The organism is Marinoscillum sp. (genome assembly GCF_965229915.1).
Lineage (GTDB): Bacteria > Bacteroidota > Bacteroidia > Cytophagales > Cyclobacteriaceae > Marinoscillum.
In genome coordinates this window covers 4,114,591-4,135,532 of the sequence record NZ_CBDDJZ010000001.1, presented here as the reverse complement: position 1 = coordinate 4,135,532, position 20,942 = coordinate 4,114,591, and the positions used below count along the sequence as shown (strand labels likewise).

Here is a 20,942-nt window from a genome sequence, read left to right as displayed (position 1 = left end):
CTATCTCCCATCCGGGCAGTTATTGATTTTAATGTAAATATCCGAATCAATGAATGCTTGATGAATTACAGCAGCCTTTTCAGGGTTAAAACTCACTGGCCAAGCTCCTATTTTTATCAGACTATCAATTTCCACTACTTGTGAATTACTTTGATATCGTTCAGGCAATGAGTTATTTATCTCTGTATAGAGTACCCTTTTAGACAGTGGAACAAGGGCACTATAATCGTCTGTATTTATTAATAAGTAGGTAGTCTCAAGAACATCAACATACTTCTTGTCGGGTAAAATATGTAATAGCGAATCTTCAAAATCATATTCTCCAACCCACGCACTTCCACCCCAGCCACCAGAATCGGAGTAGAATTGTATATCCAATCTATTCTTCTTGGCAAATATGAGCTTGTGCTTCCCATTACTTGCAATAGACATGTAATCGCAAACTTTGACTTTCAAAGCTGGTGATAGTAGAGTGATTACCAGAATTAATTTAGTTACCATTTAAGATTGATTTTTTCCAAAGATCAGTAATTGTATGTGCGCCGTAGGAACCATACTCCCATGGATACTTATTATAGTCAGCACCATAAATTCGTTCCAGCGCATTCGTGGTATAGTTAGCATAACCATCTCCACCAAACCTAAATTGTTGAACATGAACTCCTTCATGAAATAGGACAGCATAATAAGAATCTCCACCAAAAAGATCTCCTGTTGTCAACTCAGTATCAAGTCTAGCTCGTAAAAATGGCACACCATTTTTGGTGTAGCCGAGTGCTGCCCCAGGACCTAAGGGTTCATGTAAGTCACTTTTTCCTAAATAATGGAGGTAGTAAGAATAATCGCTATTTTGAACGAAATAAGGTGTGAAATTATCCCAGTCCCATTTCAAATTGAATTCACCTTTAGCAGTCCAATACAATCCTTTTGAAAAAGTTACGAGTGTTGGAAGGTTATTTAAGTAATCTACTGGATTCGCTGAAAGCTTACCATCTCTAAAAGGTACAGTCAATGGACCGACTCCTACGTTGAGTTGTGAAAACGGTTCATCGCCTACGACAACATTTGATACAACAGAGGTAGCAGTGGTTGTCGCTGCCTCATAGCCCAGTTTGGCAAGTCCGCCTCCAACTCCGTCTAACTTTCCTAAATGTTCTACTCCAGTTTGAGAAAATGCCTCGCCTAAGCCTCCAGTAATTGCTCCCTTAATAGCTCCTTTCTTCATCGCCTCACCTGTGTCAATAGTATTCGCAGGATCACCACCTGCCAATAAGTAAGTAACATTAAACAAGGTAGCAAAAGAGCCGCCAATCATAGCGCCTTTAAAGGCACCCGTAGCAGCCGCCACTAAAATAGGAACGAAAACCAGTTCCCCGTTAGGATCTACATACATGACCGGATTGTTGTTCATGGCCACATATGGACTAGCAAATTGTCCCTGAGGATCCATTGATAGAAACCTGCCAAGTTCTTCGTCATACAGTCGAGACCTGAAATTATGCAGTCCCGTTTCCGAATCATATTCCTGCCCTGCAAATTGAGGGCTTATGTCCTCTGAACCAACCTTCTTAAACTTCATACCGAAAGGTCTATAACTATAGCCAGCAACCTGACTATTCGAGGCATTAAACACAGCTCGGGTGCTACCAAGATGGTCACGAGCGACAAAATTCCACGACCCATCATGATAAGCGATCAAACCATTCAAGCCATGAATATATTTTATGCGGGTCTGAGAAGAGCCATCATCATGTATCTCCAGCACTGGAAACTCACTTTGCCCATGGGCATAATACGTCTTATAAGTATTACTTCCTTCCTCATCGGCTTTAATTAGACGTTGATTTTTTGCCCCATACTGAAATGTGGTCATTTCACCCGTTAAATCGATTGAAGAGGTTAACCCGATGCCTTTATCATAAGTAATTGATGATAAACCATCAGTTGAATTACTCACGATATTTCCTTTTTTATCATAAGAATAAGTGCCTAGGGCTGAAGAACTATTTAACGAAATCACCTTATTAGTTCCTGCTTCATAAGTGTAATTCCAATTACTAGATTGAACTCTTTTTCGAAGAATATTTCCATTACGATCATATTGCATGATTCCTCCCACACCTATGTCTTGCGCATGGTATCGACTATTATCTGCAACAAGCAGCCTTCCTAACTTATCATACTTATACCGCACATTATAATCATCTACAGAAAGCGCATCAGGGTAATCATAGCTTACTTTAGAAATCAACCCTGTAAAATAACCAGACGTAGTGCCATATGCATTAGTAGTATACTCAATACTCTCCTTGAATTTTGAGGGAACCTCAATTTCCTGTAACCACCCATTGTCATCATAGTAGGAATAACTAGTATTTAGCGTTTGATTGTTCAATCGTTCCTGAGTGATGGCGCCATTGGCACCATAAGTGTATTGGGCATAGAAATCAGGATTTGACTCAGTGCCAATAGTCACCAACCTCCCACTGATATCATAAGTGTACAGGATTTTATCATCCTCTACTAACGACGATCCTGTGGAAGCCAGAAAGCTACTACCAGATTTAGCTGTAAAACCGGGCTTTAGAACTATACTAGCTTTAGCCAATACAATTACATCAGCCGTTGCTTCTATTTGAGTACCATCAAAGACTACATTAACCGCCTGAAAATCTACTTCACCTGTGATAACCTCGTCGATAGATTCCTGATCGGGACGTGTGTAGCTCAGCACGGAAACCTGACCAATGTTATTTCGCGAGTAAGTCATTGCAGGCATATGTACAGCTTCACCATGTAGTCTGGTATAAACCGTGTTTTCGAAACCCTCTCCATCATTAGACTCAATCGATTCTGTAACTTCTACCGCATTATCCGAATCATTGTTCACCTTTATCTGAACAATTTCACCACGATCATAGGTTGTTTTTTCATGATCTCCATAGTAGAACTTTTTACGCCATGTAGCCGGAGAAGTAGGCCATGATTGATTGTTTGGGTTTGCTGTACTAAAGTTAGAGTAAACATACCCTTCCTCAATTACCTTTCCTAGACTATTGTACTTCCGATATGTAAAATATCCATACTCTCGACCCTCAGCATTTTCAATAAAACGAATTCTACCAAATTGATCGTATTTGTATTTAGTAATACCTGATTCTGGAGTTTTCGACTCAATTACTTGTCCCAGATAATCATATTTTGTTTCCGTGATAAATGAATTTCGATCTTCTTGAGAAAGCCCTACATCAAAGTAATTTGGAGGATATTGATAGAGGGTGCTTGTCGTATGGTCATAGTCTCTATAAGAATAAAGGAAAATATCGTCATTTTGATTTATTGATGTTACCATGTCCAGGGATCCCCTATAGTTGGTAGACGAATATTCAAATTTCAAATAGAAGGTTCCCGCTGGAACCGTAAATGTCCCATTACCTAAATCAGTATCAACCAATATATCTCCACTACCTCCAGGTGAAGATGAAATAATAAAAGCTGGATAGCTCGAAGACTGGTTTAACGGTTGAATAATTTTGGATAGAATATAATAGTTGATGGTCTGGGCAATAGGGCTATTAATGGCTACTTCTATCCCATTACTATCGAATAAATAGCTTTCCCTATTGTATGAAGTACCTTTAACAGTTCCTGTTTTGCTTAAAACAGCATTACCCATCATGTTATTCAGCTCATATGTCTCAAGTCCGTCTGCATTAGTTGTTTTTCGAACATTGTACTTGTTGCTTGGTAAACTCACGCCTAGATCAACCTCATCCTCAATGTTTAATCCAGTTTGCCCATTATTACCAAAAGAGGTCGTGGTGGTTCGGCTTCCACCTAAAACAAAACTGTTCCCTGGAATTTTTGATTCAATCACTCTTCCTAGCGGTGACTTTTCATAGATGGTGCCAGAATAAGATTGCGCTCCAAAAGCTGTCGATACACTGCCTGACAACAACTTAGTGGAAGAATCAAAACCGGCAAAACTGCCCTTAAATCCAAATGGTCCTGAGACCTGATAATCTCTGGTCTTCACATATGCCCTATTCAACCCATCATAGAAGAGTTCATTCACCATTAGTTTATTAGCTGGAAGTGATGTCTGGTTTTGTCGGATATTTCCTGAACCATCCGCTATATGTGCTGTTAAAACAGGGTCAGTGTGAATCAATAAATTATCAATAACCCAATTGGTAGAATAGGCATATCCACCTTTATTGAAGAAAGTAACCTTACCAAGCGAAGCAGCTGTTGTTTGGAAACTCTCGGATGAAATAAACTTACCATCAACATACAAATCAATCTGTTGATTTTCGAAATCCAATAAAGAAAGAATCTTATACGATTGTCCCATTCTCATATTGACTTGCCGAACGGTAGGCAAGGAACAATCAAAAGTTGACCCATCATACATGAATTTATTGTAGATAATATTTCCGCTACTACCTTCTGATCCATTCCACGTATCTGTACCGAGCCCATATCCTAAATTGAAGGTGTTGGAACTTCCACTTAAATAGGCTGGCATTTTAACCGTGAACTCAACACCCACTCTACCACTGAGGGTCTCTGGTAAATCCAATGAAATCGAAGAATTGGCCCCTGCATTATTTTCGTGCCATAGATAGCCATTCTGGAAATCCCAGGTGCCACCAGAAGCTGTCCATTCTCCAATATTATAGTCCATCGAATGATGATAGCCGCTAGTTCCCATTGGTTGGGTTTGCAATCCGATCACTGGGTTCGTTGAATTAGTGGATAAACTATATTTAGCAGGTAAATAGGTACTACTAGATCCTTGGGTAATTAGATTATGATCGACTTTGGCATAGGAATGATAATATTGGTCATTCACCAGGTAATTGGTTGAACCAGTCTCTTTCTTGATTTGAGTAACTTCGTTGGTTAATAGATTATAAGAACTAGACACAGCGTAGGCATCTTCTGGATACAATCGCAAATTGTCAAATGCCGACTTTATAGACGAACTCCACAGTTCAAGGCGTGTTCCATTAATATCGGAAACGTCGGACCTTAATACCTTTTCATTACCAATGTAGACATATAGATTTGTCCCATCCTTAACCAATCTACAAGGCTGCCACTTGAATAAGTTCATGTCAGTGGATGCTGTCTTAATCAACGAACCAGATTCATAGAGTTTTACCGTTCCATCTGGTTCGATATTCAATTGGTATCCATTTCCAGAAGAAGGTTTATCAAAGTGAAGAGCTATATAACCATTAGTGGCATTTGATTCAAGATAGAAGTCAAACTCCAAGATATAATTTGAGCCAAATGGTATTGATCCAATTGTAGTGTACATCATCCCGGTATTACCGGAATGGTTGAAAACAGCAGTTCCAGAACTTACAGACCAATCAGAGGAAGACAAAGGAACGGACCATGTAGTCGTGCCATTGTAGGATTGATGGTCAAAATCTTCGGACCATATCTCATTCAATTCAGCATTATAAACCTTGAGAACTGCCCGGTCCTCTCTATATAAAGTAGAAGATTTGATACCGGTCAGATCAGTTATTTCTACAGGTCTGCTTTCACTATCATAAATCATTTCAGAGTTTTTCTTCCAGTTAGAGTTAACTGAGCCGGTATTACTCCAATCATTGAAATCTGATCCTGAGCTGACCTTCGAATACTTACGGTAAGGCATACCATTTTTCCATGTGATCACAGTGGAAGCCTTATTAATATTATCTACATAATTAGTCGTTTGAATGACGGGAGAATATAGATTTTCTGATCGGTCTGGATCATATTCCTCCCAGTAATACTTTCTGGATTCTTTATGTATATCGCTAGTCCCATCAGAGCCGTAATTGTAGCTCACCTGCTCACTAACCTGATTGTAGGTATTGTAAGTATTTTGTGTAACTGTTTCCACACCATCCACAGTCGACCTAAGTTCACGTGGTAATATCACGTCAGAAGTACCAATAATCTGATTAGCTGAATTTTCAATGCTACTATATTTTCTCACATAGTATGTTTCTTGATTAGCGACTTCTATTCCGTTATTATCATAAATGAGCTGTTTATAGTTTAGTCCCATTACAAGTGGTGACATACTCTGAACAGATGTGAGGTAGCCATTATCAATGACACCTCCATTAAAAAAATAACTGACTGTCTTGCCGTATGGGGTTGAGCTGGTAGTGGATGAACCCTTAACCTCAGTTGCCTCATTGAAATAAGCATGTTTCCCGTCATCTGACAATGTAGCAGTACTTGTATTAAAATCATATGCAGTGTAAGTGGTATGAAAGCCATTTTGGGTATAGATATACCTGATTGGCTTTACAGATAACCCTCCTCCCACTGAGTGCCTTATTACTTTATGCAATTTCAGGTTAGTAGCACTCCACTCATCGGATGAATTGTAGGTAATGAATACACCGAGTCCCCCAGCTTCATTAGCAAAAAAACCTGTGGTGCGACCGGCATCTATTGATTGTTTATTCACTTCACCATTATAGATGGTGTATTTATAAGCTCCTGTACCGTTACTTTGCTCATGGAAGAAAAAGTTAGGGCTACCGTAAACATAGCTCGATTCTCCATTGGTATTCGTCAGCTCGGTGGTATAAAAGGTACTCCAACTTCCAGTATTGGACCGTTTATGTATGTAAGGCCAGTAATACGAGTAATTTCCCCAGAAAGAACCTATCGTCTGTCCTCCGTTTATGTGATCCGGATGCTCTGGTAACTTGGCCCTGGTTTTCCAACTGGTACTATTAGGGTTAAATTCAATTCGGTATCCATCCCATCCACCGTTACTTTCTGACCAGACAAAAAAATCATCATTCAGTGAATTTCTCCATATATGATTCTCTGTGCCCTCTACGTAAGTATTCCACGAATTACCTGTATACCTTGATACATTAACAATGTTCTGATAATAATCACTTGCTTGAAGCATGGAGTTATTGACGGTTTGCAATCGCATCAAATTGCTAAAATTAGTTCCTATTAAGGTAGATGTCTGGTTGTAGTACTCATCCCATCTGTAAGACATTACCCTTCCATTCGAATATTTTAAGGCAACGAAACTGTTAGAGCTAACACCCACATCCCCATCATAACCATCATTCCCGTCATAAGTGCTTTTACTGGAGAACGTTTTATCTCTTGTCAAATAATTGATTCTTCGATAATTGTTATCACCGATTTCATAGGCTGTAAATATGTAATTGAGTTTGCCCAAATGAAATGGATCTCTGGTATTAGAAATATCATTAATTACCTCAGATCGCCAGGAGTTGTAATTGTTGTTTTTAATGAAGACCGTCAATTTAGGTGAAGTACTACTTCCCTCTCGCCTTCTTCCCAACCCTATAAAACTCTCACCCGAAACCAACGATGGCTTATGACTTCCTATATTGACCGTTTTTTTTGAATAGGACCATTGTCCACTATTGTCATTTTTGCTTACAAGCCATAACTCACAGTTGTTATTTTCAGCTGGTGTAGCAATGGCAAAAAAATCTTTTTGGGTTTCTACAAAAAACTCCTTGTACCGATCATTGAGATCGTCTTTATCCACATGATTAATTTGGGTAATGTACTGTTCCTGCCATTTTCCATTCCAGGTATAGGCGTATACTTTTACTGGCCGATCAGTATCGTCATGACTGCCCCCTGACAACTGACGCCAGCAAACAACCACATAACCAGGTCCCTGCCAGATTTGTGGTTCAGAATATCCGTTAGGAGCGTAGATGATATCATCCAAATCACCTATAGTCGTCGAAGTATAGACATAGTTCACTTTGGCACCAGACTTGGAAGTTACGGACTTTAGGGCTCCTTTATATGTATTATCCGTGTAGTATTCAAATGACGCTTCTGTCGTAGATCCACTATACCTATCGGAGAATTTAATATTGGATAACAACCTTTTCTTTAAGTCATTATCAGTACTTAGATAAGTCAATGGGTGATAGTTTAAGTTTACGGACTTCACCAAAACATTTCCATTGTATAATCTAACGCTGCTCAAGTACTCTTTTTCATAGATCTCCTGATAGGCGTCTGGTTCGGCTTGCTCTTTGTGTGGTTCATAATATTCATAAGATTGTTTACCCGTAAAGCTAAATTCCACACGGTATCCAAGAGCATTTTCTATTGATTCGATGTAACTAGCTTCGGTATGGTTTAAACCTGAACTACTTCCCAGCTTATTCTCAACTTTATCATAATTGTATAGTAAGTAATCTGTTTCATTTCGATCAATTACTTTGGAAATACTCAACGCCCTGGGCATTTGTTTTTGCCCTGTGGAAATACTGCTGTTTCCAACCCAGTTTCCCCATCGTACGCTCCATTGAATAGAAGAAGGAAATGTATATCTGTCTCCATATATGTAGACTTTCCCGTCTTCTTTGGTGATTTCCCAGCGTTCCCGCGAAGATACTCTCCTGATCTTCCAATTAGTGTAATTTTTAGACTCAAAAATCTCCGCCGTATAGGTAGTATTTAGGTCCTTGGAGTAGTACGATTCTGTTCCCGTGTAAATCAATTCTGTTTTTGAGCCATCAAGCAAGTAGTACTGATCGTCATGTTGGTTCCCCGTATTTTTATGATCTATAACTATTTCGGGAAACTTCATCATCCACCCCAAGCCCAATGTGCCAGTGGGTGATTCTTCGTTAATTGTACTGGCATCTACCTGCACCGCAGAATTGTAACTTATGTTTACATCTATTCCCAGACTATTTTTAGCAGGTGCACTTATTAATTTAATTGGCAGTTTTACCTCTCCAGTATACAGGTTGACACTATTTTTTAGCGCACCCAGATCCACGCCTTCTATGGATATGTTGTTGCTATCTACAATTTTACCCGATTTGTCCTGTGCAAATGCGGTGAGCCAAATTAATAGTAATGTGAGTGTTAAGGTGAGTATTTTTTTCATTAGTAGTGTAAGCTTGGTTAGGTCAGTTCGCCAATAGTTTTTCAAGTTTTTCTAATCGTTGTTGCTGTTCTTCCATCTGTAGGTTTTGATTGATTACATGTAGCGTTAGTTCTTCGATCTTTTTCAGCAGGATCGCATTCATTTCGCCAAGTGCGATTCCCTTGGCCTCTACATCTGCCGCTGAGGGTACTTCAGGCAAATGATGGTTCGCATCAATAAAGGCCCTGGTTTCAGCAAGAGAGGGCAACTGATAATCTGTGTTAAACACGTAATCTGGCCATGGGGAGGCTTCTACTTTAACTTCTTTGGACCGGATGGTACCATTGACTTCCAGTTCCTCGGAAGGTGAGGTCGTACCTATTCCCACTTTTCCACTGCTTGTAATTCGGAAAAACTCTCCAGAATTCTTTCTGTAGATATAGAAAAAATCACCAGCTAACCCCATATCCCACCAACTTGATGTTGAGGCATCGGTCGCCATTCGGATACCTGCTTTACCTGAATATCCAGAGGCTGAATTATCTGTGCGATAAGGAATGTGCGGATTATGCAGCATGATCAAACTTCGCCCATCTGCTCCCAGACTACCGAGCGTTGGGTAATCGCCTCCATTCCAGCCAGAATTCATGGTCAATAATCCATCTCCCCAGTTAGAATTGTTTACACCACCCCACCTGATTTCGCCGTGAACATCCAACTTATGTGAAGGTGCATTTGTGCCTACCCCCAGATTCCCAGCGTTGAAGTAAGAACTCCCTTTACCCCGAAAGCGAAGATTAATATCCTGATTTTCTCCATAGACATCAAATATTCCGTAGCCTGATGACGGACCATTTCCTCCTCCTCCTCCACGGCTAATTTTTACAGCATTATAATCTCCGCCTGTTGCTCCATATTTAAAAAAATAATTTCCACTCCAGTTTTGTATTCTGAATATAAGATCTTGACTACCACCAGAGCCATAAGTAAATATTTTGACTGGGGAGTTGTTATGCGTGCCGTCACCTTCCGAATAGAGCTGAAGAGGTGCATAGCCAGAACCTTTATTAATTTTCACAATTTCATCGGTTGACAATACACCGTTTGATGGCCCCACCCATTGCGCATAAATGCTCAGATGTAATGCTATCATTATTATAGTTAAAGTGATTTCATGATTGATTTGTTATTTCTGAAGTAAAGATTCCAGGTCGGATAGTCGCTTCTCCAAGCTCTTTAGTCGCTCATTTTCAGCTTTCAAATAGTTGATCTCTTTATGTTGCTCTATTTGATGAAGCGTCAGCTCTTCGATCTTTTCCAGAAGCGTTGCATTCATTTCCCCAAGCGCTACCCCTTCTATGGCTACTTCCTCAGCAGATGGGAGTCCGGGTAGGTGCTGATTCTCTGCGATGTATTCGGAGATCTCACCCAGCGTCATTAGATCATAGCCTTCCGCAAAGACATAGTCCGGCCAGGAAGAAGCTTCTACTTTTACCTCTTTTGTGCGGATGGTGCCATTTACCTCCAATTTTTCAGAAGGATTTAGTACCCCTATTCCTACATTGTATTTGAAGTAGGCTTCTTTGGTATCATAGTCTATACTGAATAGATCCTCGCCATCACCTCCGTCATTGGCCCGCTCTACTATTAATGCATTGGGGGTGGATCTGTAGACCAATTGAAGACCTTCATTCGCATTATAGTCGCCAAATATCAAACCATGTGGACCACTTTCGTTGGGTCCTAGATTTATCAAGGCACTTTTACCATGTATAACTACCTCGTGTGTATTAAAATCGTCAATACCTTGAATGGACAATATAGAGGACGTAGGTTGCATACCTATACCTACTTTCCCATCAACCACGGCATTGTTGGTGACATCCAGCGAATAGAACTTGGATTTCAAATAATGCATGTTTCTGGTATCTATCAAAAATCCAATAGCACTATCATCATCGTCCCAATAAAAAAACATTGGTCTGGAGGCTGAACTAAAGTTACCCTGTCCATCATGATTACGATCCCAAAACAGGTGGGTAAAATCTGGTGACTTATGGATGGCCTGAATATCGGTTACTTCATAATTGCCCACCTTGATGTTTTGACCAAAGCAAAAAATGGTGCTTCCAGATAGCGCAAGTAGTATAAATAATGGCTTCATATTAATCATCGGTTAGTTGTTTTAGTTGTTTTTTAATGAGCTCAAGTTCAAGGGTATAATTCCTTTTAAGCTCCTCATTTTGCTCTTCCAGACGAATAACATGCAGCGTTAACTCTTCGATCTTTTTCAGTAAGATGGCATTCATCTCCCCTAGTGCAATACCGTTTGCTGTTACCTCCTCTGCAGAAGGTACATCAGGCAAATGGTGATTTTCACTGATATAAGCTTTAGTCTCAGCAAGTGAAGGTAGCAGATAGCCGTCAGCAAAGACATAATCTGGCCAAGGGGAGGCTTCTACTTTCACTTCTTTGGACCGGATAGTGCCATTTACTTCCAGTTCCTCGGAAGGTGAAGGCGTACCTATTCCTACTCTGCCACCGGTTTTGATGACCATCCATTCCTGAGACTGGCCATCTGTAGGAGTGAATCCTCTAAAAACAAACCCACCATCTGTTTGACCATTTGTATGATTAGTGTCTTCCATTTGGAAAACAATTCCATCCTGGTATTGATTGAAGTAATTAACATCTCCATAAAGCTTAAAACCTTCACCGATATTCATCCGAAAATCGCCATCAACATGTAGTTTATCAGATGGCTCATTGACCCCAATACCAACTCCATTATTATCTACAGTCATTTGCAGCTGATCTTTTACGATGAACTGAACGGGTCTTGCTGTCGCATCTTCACTGCCTATCAACATGGCATTGGCAATAGTGCCAGAAGCTGTAGCTCCTGGATTTCCCTCTAGTCTAATAAACGTATTAACTAAACCTCCATCCTGAACAAGATTGATCCGAGCATTATCCTGTTCATTATTGTTATCAGTATCAGCTTCGAGCGTTAAAATTGAAGACCCAGAAGTACCGGAAGATATATGTAAAGAGGAAACTGGATCAGCCGTACCCAAACCAATAAAACCAGTATTTGCTCTAATGACTAAATTGTTATAGTAGTTATTGCCACTATAACGGGTTCCTATTCGAAACAAATTATCTGGTTGGTTTGATGTGCCACCCCAATCTTGATTGAATCCGATAAATGCTCCAAGACTGCCTCCATCCTGATATAATTCAATTCTGGCATTATCTCCTTCATCGTTGTTGTCCTTATCTGATTCAATTCTCACTACCGCGTCACCCGTTGTGCCATTATTAGCTGACTCATGAATGATTTGTCCATAACCAGCAAGCATGAGTATGCAGCTAGATAGAGTTAGCAGATTCTTTTTCATATCTCATCATTTTTTTAATTCATTGATTTCTCTCTGCTGCTGATGCAGCTGATTCTGAAGAGAAATAACATACAGCGTCAATTCCTCCACTTTCTCCAGTAGCTTAGCGTTCATCTCTCCCAGAGCAACACCCTCTTTTGCTACTTGCTTAGCAGAAGGCATTCCAGGAAGGTGTTGGTTTTCAGCTATGTAATCAGAGATTTCAGCCAAGGACATGAGGTCATAACCTTCAGAAAAGACATAATCCGGCCATGGTGAGGCTTCCACTTTGACTTCTTTGGAGCGGATGGTGCCATTTACTTCTAAACTTTCTGATGGTTGGTTGATACCAATACCTACACCAGTTTTATTAATGGTCATTTTTAATTCATTCCCTGTAACAATCTGGATGGGTCTGGTAGTTGCATCTTTGCTTGCAATCAGTAAAGCATTAGATAAACTTCCTGCGGTTGTAGTTCCCGCGTTGCCCTCAAACCCAACAAATGCATTTACCAGCCCTCCATCCTGAATGAAGTTAATTCTGGCATTATCTGATTCTTCATTATTATCTGTGTCGGCCTCCAATGTCAAAATAGCCGAACCTGATGTACCTGAAGAAACATGTAAAGAAGATATGGGGTCAGCTGTACCCATTCCGATGAAATCAGTATTTCCTCGGATGACAAAATTGTTATAATAATTATTGCCTCCGTATCGGGTTCCTATTCGAAACAAGTTATCTGGCTGATCTGATGTACCACCCCAGTCCTGATTGAATCCAATAAATGCTCCGAGACTACCACCATCCTGATACAACTCAATTCGCGCATTATCGCCTTCATTGTTATTGTCCTTGTCTGATTCAATTCTAACAACCGCATCACCACTAGTCCCGTTGCTGCCAGATTCATGAATGGTTTGACTATAGCCCGTGAGTAAAATCACCCAAGTGGACATGGTTAAAATAATCTTTCTCATTTTATTCAGATTTCTTTAGTAATGCGATTTCCAGTTGTTGCTGATGCAACTGGTTCTGTAAAGAAATAACATGTAGTGTCAACTCCTCAACCTTCTCCAATAACTTAGCATTCATCTTGCCAAGAGCAACACCCTCTTTTGCTACTTCCTCAGCTGAAGGCATTCCTGGTAGATGTTTGTTATCAGCTATATAATGAGAGATTTCAGCAAGAGACATCAGGTCATAATCCTCTGCAAAGACATAGTCTGGCCATGGTGAGGCTTCTACCTTCACTTCTTTGGAGCGGATGGTGCCATTTACTTCCAGCTTTTCGGAGGGAGTAGATGTCCCTAATCCTAAATTAGCAGAAGAATTCAAGAAAAAATCATGGGCATTACCACTAGCGCTCAAGCTCACATGACTATCATCAAAAATCGCAATCGCACGAAAAGCAACACTTTGGCCTACCCCTGTTGATGTTGGTGCAGTATAAAAAGTCCATCTCTTACCATTACCATCAAAATCTAAGTAGCCCGCTCCGGTATTATAATTGCCAGGATTGACCGCATATGTTACATTGGATGGTGGATCACCAGATTCATCGTACTTGGCATTTATCATCCATCCGGCTCCTTGACCATGCCCTGTCGTTAAAAGTTCGGAATAATAATAACTACCACTTTTTTGAGTTAGCTTTCTATAACCCGGAAGTAGAATATTACCATTTACTTCTAGCTTTTCATCAGGGTCCGTTGTTCCAATTCCAACATTACCTGTAGAATTATCGACAAACACCCTTGTAGTTCCATTCGTCCTCAACTGTAGATTGGAAGATGAGTAAGAACTTAAGACACCATTATGTAAATAAACATCCTTATTGAAAATGAACTTCGGACGATCCGTATAGATATGAGCCCAATCAGCATTGTGTGGTCCCAAGTCGATGTAGCCATAACTAGTTTGTACTTTGTGCCAATTATCCGAGTAGGTAATGGTTTGTGCATGGGCATAAACACTCAGAAGTAGCCCTGCGATTATTAGTAATTCTTTATTCTTCATTTGATTCTAGTTTTTCCACTCTTTTGATAAGATTCTGTATCTGCGCATCCTTCTCAAGAAGATGCAACGTCAACTCTTCGATTTTTTTTAACAGCAAGGCATTCATCTCTCCCACCGCGATTCCATTGGCTTCAACTTCCTCTGCTGAGGGTACTTCAGGTAAATGATGATTCCTGGAGATGAAATCCCTGGTTTGAGTCAGAGACATCAACTCATAGTCCTCGGCAAATACGTAATCTGGCCATGGAGCAGCTTCTACTTTTATTTCTTTGGAGCGGATGGTGCCATTCACTTCTAGCTTTTCGGAGGGATTATTTGTACCTATTCCTACAGTTCCATCACCTCTCAACTTCATCAAAACCTGTTCACCTTGATTATTGTCAATATCCCTGAATTCGAATCCACCTACAGAACCTGCACCACGATTGCTAATTAGATTGGTTTCTCCATGCCCTTGGCTTCTATTCCAGCCAATTATCATAGCTCCTGAGTTACTCAAATAAGTCAAATCTTTACCATCCAGATTTCTACCCTTAATTCTAATGGACCCGTTGACATCCAGTCTTTCCTTAGGATTATTCATATAAACTCCAATGTTTCCCGTTCCCCCAACACTACCTGTTGCAGCTTTTATGTACAATGCATCTATCCAAGAGGACGAATTTCCTCGTACTGCTATTCTAAAACTCGTCAATCCACTGCCTTCATCCACCCCATATATTCTGGAACCATAGCCGTTGCTTGATGGAGAATGAAGTAGCTCGATAGATTTATCGGAGTTGCCCAATGTAATTCCATTACTGGAAAGCATGTTCGAGGTAGCCGTACCTATTGACAAAAGGGATTTTGGAGAAGAAATATTCAACCCAATCCCCACTTTATTCTGTGTGGTTATATAGTTAGTATTGGTAGTATGATCCCACTGAGCATGCAAATGAAACACAACGGCCATAAATAGAGCCGATGCGATAGTTAATCGACGATTCATAACGGTTAGGTTAGGTTCAAAAATAAAAATGAGAAATTTTCTTAAACCATCCAACAAAACGGAATGAATTGTACTTGACTAACACCAAAGTCATCACATTCAAACCGACCTAACCACCAGTTTTTTGATAAAGGACAGAAGTCACCAGAACGACAATAGCAAAAATCAACGATGCCAAGAATAAAAGCCCCAAGATATATTTCAAGATAATTTTGGAGGTCAATGTATTGAGTTTCAGTCGCCACCGATGAAGGACAATGCGTTGATTTGCAATTCTTCGTTTGACTTCAGGCAAATTTTCGATCTCATAACTACCATATCTTATTTTGACCTGACCAAATGATCGCGAACGACAGATTTTGGTTTCGATTCTTTGCAATAGCCTGAGTGGGTAATTTTTCGATTTCCTGATCCACTTGAGGACATTCCCATGCCTCATCGTCATGTTACCCATATAAATCAGTGTCACTAGTGTAAAGGTGATCGTCACCCATACCAGTATGAGATCAATGGATTTCTCCTCTTCTTTGTAGACTTGCCCAAAGAGGTTGGAAGTTAATATGAGAGCTGGTATTAGCAAAATAAGAAAGGATGGTAAGCTGAACTTATCCAAAAAGGCATTGATCCTTGAACGATTTTTGAAAAGCTTGCTTTGAAGGCTGTCAATGGTATGGTCCAGCATCAGCATCTGTTCGTTCACCAAGCGTTTATTCATTCCAAATCTACGCCAGGTGAGGATAAATGATTTACCAAATGTTAGGTATCCGATTAAATCATCTATGGCATAGGACGACCTATGCCTGATCTGATTGACATCCTTTTTCAGGTAATTAATTTGGTGTAAAAGCAATTCCTCCGGATCCTGCCCTTTCAGTATACTTATGCCCATCAATGAATCATGCTTCCTTGGGTGGTTCTTATTTTCATGAAAAATCTGCTTGATAAAGGAGAGTGCAATTTTGAAAAATCGTGGATTGAATGTCTTCTTCAAATAATCCGAATCGCCATTTCCCACAATATCATGTCTGAAATGCTGTGGGGTACGATCCTTCATGAATAAAAACCCACTCCGATCGATATAAACATCACATTGATAAATTCGATAAAAGACAGGCTCCTGTTCTGGGAGGCTCTTGGCTTTTCTGATTTCAGCTTCTATTGTAGTCTGATCGGAGCTAACCAATGCATTCAAGTAGTTCTCAACTTCCTCATGGATCAACTTCTGCGCCTTTACCCCTGCTGCTAAGGAGTCGTAGTGAATGGCTTGTCTGATCCTTCGTAAATGTTCCTGATTGTGAGCTTCCAGAAGAGCCAGGTGCTGCATGAGACGTACTTCCAGGTCGGGTAAGTAGTTATGCTCGTTGTGAATGACCACCAACTGGCCGATCAAATCATATTTTTTGTCATTATCCGACCAACTAGCCTGCTTACCAAAGGTTTCCATCAGGGCCGGATCATTTACCTTGCCAGTGAATATGAACCGATAATCTCCACAAAACTGAGAGTATTCCTCACTCCTGCGTAAAGTGTCCTGAAGGTTGGCACGGGTAGTCGCCATCAGGTAACGTGTGGATAAATGATCATCCTGGTAGTCTACGAAGTTGGCTACCAGATTATCAATGTATCCATAGTCGTTTGGACGTGTTTGAGAAAAAAACACCCTGCCTTCTACATTAGGGACCCAACCAAAAAAGTCAGCCCAGCTGCAGAGCTTTTCGAATTTAGTATCCATACATGACGGTGTATGGCAACTCTACTACCTCCTGTGGATTAATCCATCACTGCCTGATCTGCATCAGTACGCGAATGCTTTCGGTTAAAAACCATACCGTTTTTAACGCCTGTACCGTGAGTAGCATTTTCTGCCTCCTTATGACGCACCACCTCCGCAGAGGCATTGATGTACAGGTATAGGAAGAAAAAAGATACAGGAAGGGCAACAATAGCAAGTGTAGTAAGTGCCATATGAGTTCTTAATTGAAAATGAATGCGGAAATTTAATGAAAAATCCGAAAATAGCAAGCTATTTTACTGATTTACAAACAGATAACGAACCCAAAGGGAAAATGTTATGAATTTAATGCGGTGATTGGGCCGTTATTAGTAGTGATTATTGATCGAATGGCTCAGACTTTACTCACCGTTCCTCTAGTTGGGCCAGTTTCTTCTCTAATTGTTCTATTCTCGCCTGTTGCGACTGATTTTGCTTATTCTGCTCAATCAAATAAAGCGTTAATTCCTCAACCTTCTGGAGTAGCTTGGCATTCATCTCACCGAGGTTGAAGCCATTTTCGGTCACATCAGCCTCGTTTGGAATTTCTGGAAGGTGACCCTTCTCCTGGATGTGCTGCTCTACTTCCTCTAGCGTAAGTAGGTCATAGTCCGGCTCAAACACAAAGTCTGACCAATTAGCCTCAACTTTCACTTCTTTTGATCTTATAGATCCATTAACGGAAAGTTTATAGTTAGAATTAGGATTATTCGTTCCAATTCCTACATTGCCGTTAATATCAAAAACCATTGCATTCGTGTTATTGTGATAATTGTAAATGCTTAGTTTGTCTGGATTTGGATAGTGAGATAATAAACCCCAGGTAGTTATCCCAGCATCTTGAAATCTGAGAATCGAAGGTTTTCCGCTAGTGGATGAATTAATATGAATTTCAGCATTGTCATTAGTGTCTGACTTTACTTCAAGTTCTGCTGAAGGATCAGCCGTTCCTATTCCTATTTTCCCATCAGGTCTGATTACAAAATTATTTTCATTGTTCACTTGAAGTTTGAGTGTTTGGGCACCACCGTTATAATCTTGACTATAAATAATATTTCTATCTGTTACAGCGCCAAGTGTAAGCCTTGTATTTCCTCCGCTGTTTGCTATCCTACTGTAAGTAGAGGTAGTTCCTTCGATATGTAACTTGGTGTCTGGGTTTGTTATCCCAACTCCTAAAAAACCTGAGTTTGTTAGCGATAATTTCGGAATGTAATTTCCTCCTTCATAGTGTTTCCAATTTATAGCAGATCCATCATATAATACTTGATAGTAATTCGACCCATTGGCCCTAAATCGAAATCCTATATCGGGAAAGTTCGTCCCTTCCAAAGCAAGAGCAACTCCCTCATTTTTGGTAGTGTTGGCTCTTGAATAGATGGTAATCGGTGCCCAATATGATTGAGCTCCGACAGATATTCTTGCATTAGTATAGTTATCACTATTAATGCTTAGTTGCCCATAAATGAAACCGCTTTTGACTAAACAGATAGCAATTATTATATTTTTTTTCATTTCAAGTAAGTTTAAAACAGATGGAATGATCGTAGCGACTGTCAGAAGGAGTATACACCAAAGTTTCTTGTTTGCTTATCATATTTAAGCCCTTTGATCCTATATTGATTTCAGTCTCTATTATCCGTATTATTTGTTTTCAAGCTTGTCAATCCGCTTTTGTTGTTCCTGCAGTTGCTCATTCTGTTGTTCAAGTTTTTCCAGCAGTTCGATCTGATACAGAGTCAGTTCTTCAATCTTCTTTAATAAGCGCATATTCATATCACCCAAATCCACTCCTTTGGTTTCCATTTCGCTGGCTGATGGGATTTCCGGAAGGTGTTTGTTTTCAGAGATATATTCTTTAGTCTCTTGTAGTGTTCGGAGTTCATAATCAGGCTCAAAAACATAGTCGGGGCTAGTGCCTATGTCCACGAGTACTTTTACTTCTCTAGCTCGAATTTGCCCCTCAACCGCCAGTTTAGATTGAGGAGAAGTAGTCCCAATTCCTACATATCCAAGGGAAGTTATTGTAAGATGATCCTTTGTTTGATCAATCGTTCCAGATGAAGCGAAAACAGCACCAATATGCAAATCTCTATTATGATTTCCGACCCATGTTTGGCCAACTACCCCACCATTTGGATCAAATTCGCTTACTTGAAAAATAGGTTTAATATCATTATATCTAAGAGATTTAAATATAGCTCCCTGATCATCTCTCTGAACATGGAGTAATGCTTCAGGATTCGGCGTTCCAATTCCTATATTCCCAAGGTGATTAATCCTTAGAAATTCGGTTGACGAATTAAAAGCGTTTCCATGTCCTCGTATTGTGAAAACGTCGGTTCCAATATTATTATCGTTAAATATGAGATTAAGACCTTGACCACTTGCTATATGAGTCCCTTCAGAATTACCCTCTGGGATTATAGTTAGAGTAGTACTATTAGCAGAGTGTTTTAGATTACTTCCAACAGGGATAAACTGTGCTTTAATGCTAAAACATGTTGTCAAGAAGAAAAAGAAAATGCCAAAGAATCTTTCCATACTAACTATTTCCATTTAATGTGATTATTGACTATGTAATAACTTAGTCCATGCACTGAGGAAGCATATATAGTGCGTTTTATTATTGCCTTTTACTCGTTTTTCAAGATAGAAACTTCTTTTTTAAGTTCAGCGTTCTCTGCTTCAACTTGATTCATTCGCTTATTCATTTCTATCATATAAAGTGTCAGCTCCTCAATCTTCTGTAGTAGCTTGGCATTCATCTCCCCAAGGTTGATACCGTTTTGCGTTACTTCTGCGGCATTAGGAATTTCCGGAAGGTGACCCTTTTCCTGGATGTGCTGCTCTACTTCCTCTAGCGTCAGTAGCTCATAATCCGGTTCAAAGACAAAGTCAGACCAACCACTGGCTTCTACTTTCACTTCTCTGGCACCTATGGAGCCTTCAACAGCTAGCTTGTGAGAGCCCGTTTCTGAGGTGTTTATCCCAACGGCGCCATTATGCTTCATAGTCATTGCATTTATTATAGCGCCATCTTCTTCAAAGTTGAACTCCAGCCTATGCGGCTTACCAGAATTTCGCATAATGCCATCAATTGATATTTTTCTGTTTTCGGTGTAACCAAAAAATGCAATACGTGAACCAGCCTCATCAGAATTATCATATTGATTGTTTTGAAGGTATAGTACAGGACCAATACTGCTGGCAGCATTTTTTTTCAAATGAAGTAGACTTGTAGGAGTGGAAGTCCCAATCCCAACATTTCCTCCGTTGAAATATGAATCTCCTTTTGAGTGCAACTGTAGTGTTACTGCCTGATCACTATCCTTAAATAATTGAAAATAATTACCCGATCCAGATCCGAAGAGATAGGCAATGTTGCGATCAACACCATCACTATGTTCTCTAGACCAAGTATAACCAGCTCCCCATCGTAAACTGTGAAACCTGAGATATGATGAACCTCCCGTATCATATGTTCTTATGGTGAAATTGGTACTCCCTGAAGTTTTCTTGCCGATCTTTATATCCGTACTTTCTGTTCCATCAGTTGAGCCGTAAAAGCTCCCAACAATTTGAGCATACGTAGATAAGCTCAATCCCAATGAAATTATTAGTAATATGCTTTTCATGAATTTAGTTTTATTGTGACTGGATCATAATGCCCAAATAGTGCACCTGCCTACCGGCAAAGCGGGCCGGAGTCCGAGCTTTTTTAATTATGATAAAAATAGCTTATTGGCCGGTGTATTCAAAGTATTACATACCAAGTGCTCCTGGCAGGTTAAATTCTTCCACACCGGGGAGATAGCACAAGACATTCTAGCCGCTTGGTCGCGGATATGTGAGATAGGTATCAGCTACTT

The 20,942-nt window shown here is 40.0% G+C and carries 13 protein-coding genes; all 13 read right to left on the bottom strand.

All coding sequences use genetic code 11. The features are described from left to right. On the bottom strand, positions 1 to 501 hold the full coding sequence (locus ACO067_RS17785; RefSeq protein ID WP_421876509.1) for a hypothetical protein: 501 nt from the start codon (positions 499 to 501) through the stop codon (positions 1 to 3). Continuing rightward, positions 491 to 8,935: an RHS repeat domain-containing protein gene (locus tag ACO067_RS17780; protein ID WP_421876506.1), complete on the bottom strand. Its 8,445-nt coding sequence runs from the start codon at positions 8,933 to 8,935 to the stop codon at positions 491 to 493. Before ACO067_RS17780 ends, ACO067_RS17785 begins: the two co-directional genes overlap by 11 nt. Positions 8,936 to 8,957: 22 nt before the next feature. Then, positions 8,958 to 9,992, bottom strand: a complete 1,035-nt coding sequence (locus tag ACO067_RS17775; RefSeq protein ID WP_421876504.1) for a hypothetical protein — start codon at positions 9,990 to 9,992, stop codon at positions 8,958 to 8,960. 108 nt (positions 9,993 to 10,100) lie between these two features. Then, positions 10,101 to 11,078: a hypothetical protein gene (locus ACO067_RS17770; protein ID WP_421876502.1), complete on the bottom strand. Its 978-nt coding sequence runs from the start codon at positions 11,076 to 11,078 to the stop codon at positions 10,101 to 10,103. Position 11,079: 1 nt separating this feature from the next. Continuing rightward, entirely contained in the window at positions 11,080 to 12,315 is a 1,236-nt protein-coding gene (locus ACO067_RS17765; RefSeq protein WP_421876499.1) for a hypothetical protein, read from the bottom strand. 6 nt (positions 12,316 to 12,321) lie between these two features. Next, complete coding sequence (locus tag ACO067_RS17760) at positions 12,322 to 13,272, bottom strand: hypothetical protein (RefSeq protein WP_421876497.1); 951 nt, start codon at positions 13,270 to 13,272, stop codon at positions 12,322 to 12,324. A 1-nt stretch (position 13,273) separates the two neighbouring features. Next, on the bottom strand, positions 13,274 to 14,311 hold the full coding sequence (locus tag ACO067_RS17755) for a hypothetical protein (protein WP_421876495.1): 1,038 nt from the start codon (positions 14,309 to 14,311) through the stop codon (positions 13,274 to 13,276). Next, positions 14,301 to 15,299 (bottom strand): hypothetical protein, encoded by a 999-nt coding sequence (locus ACO067_RS17750; RefSeq protein ID WP_421876493.1) that lies wholly within the window; start codon positions 15,297 to 15,299, stop codon positions 14,301 to 14,303. Before ACO067_RS17750 ends, ACO067_RS17755 begins: the two co-directional genes overlap by 11 nt. Before the next feature lie 109 nt (positions 15,300 to 15,408). Beyond that, positions 15,409 to 17,031 (bottom strand): hypothetical protein, encoded by a 1,623-nt coding sequence (locus ACO067_RS17745; RefSeq protein ID WP_421876491.1) that lies wholly within the window; start codon positions 17,029 to 17,031, stop codon positions 15,409 to 15,411. Between the two features lie 38 nt (positions 17,032 to 17,069). Beyond that, positions 17,070 to 17,264 carry a hypothetical protein gene (locus ACO067_RS17740; protein ID WP_421876489.1) on the bottom strand — a complete coding sequence of 65 codons (195 nt, stop codon included), beginning with the start codon at positions 17,262 to 17,264 and terminating at the stop codon, positions 17,070 to 17,072. 172 nt (positions 17,265 to 17,436) lie between these two features. Continuing rightward, positions 17,437 to 18,585, bottom strand: a complete 1,149-nt coding sequence (locus ACO067_RS17735; protein WP_421876487.1) for a hypothetical protein — start codon at positions 18,583 to 18,585, stop codon at positions 17,437 to 17,439. 129 nt (positions 18,586 to 18,714) lie between these two features. After that, positions 18,715 to 19,629 (bottom strand): hypothetical protein, encoded by a 915-nt coding sequence (locus ACO067_RS17730; protein ID WP_421876485.1) that lies wholly within the window; start codon positions 19,627 to 19,629, stop codon positions 18,715 to 18,717. Positions 19,630 to 19,706: 77 nt separating this feature from the next. Further along, positions 19,707 to 20,708: a hypothetical protein gene (locus tag ACO067_RS17725; RefSeq protein ID WP_421876483.1), complete on the bottom strand. Its 1,002-nt coding sequence runs from the start codon at positions 20,706 to 20,708 to the stop codon at positions 19,707 to 19,709. Positions 20,709 to 20,942: the final 234 nt, after the last annotated feature.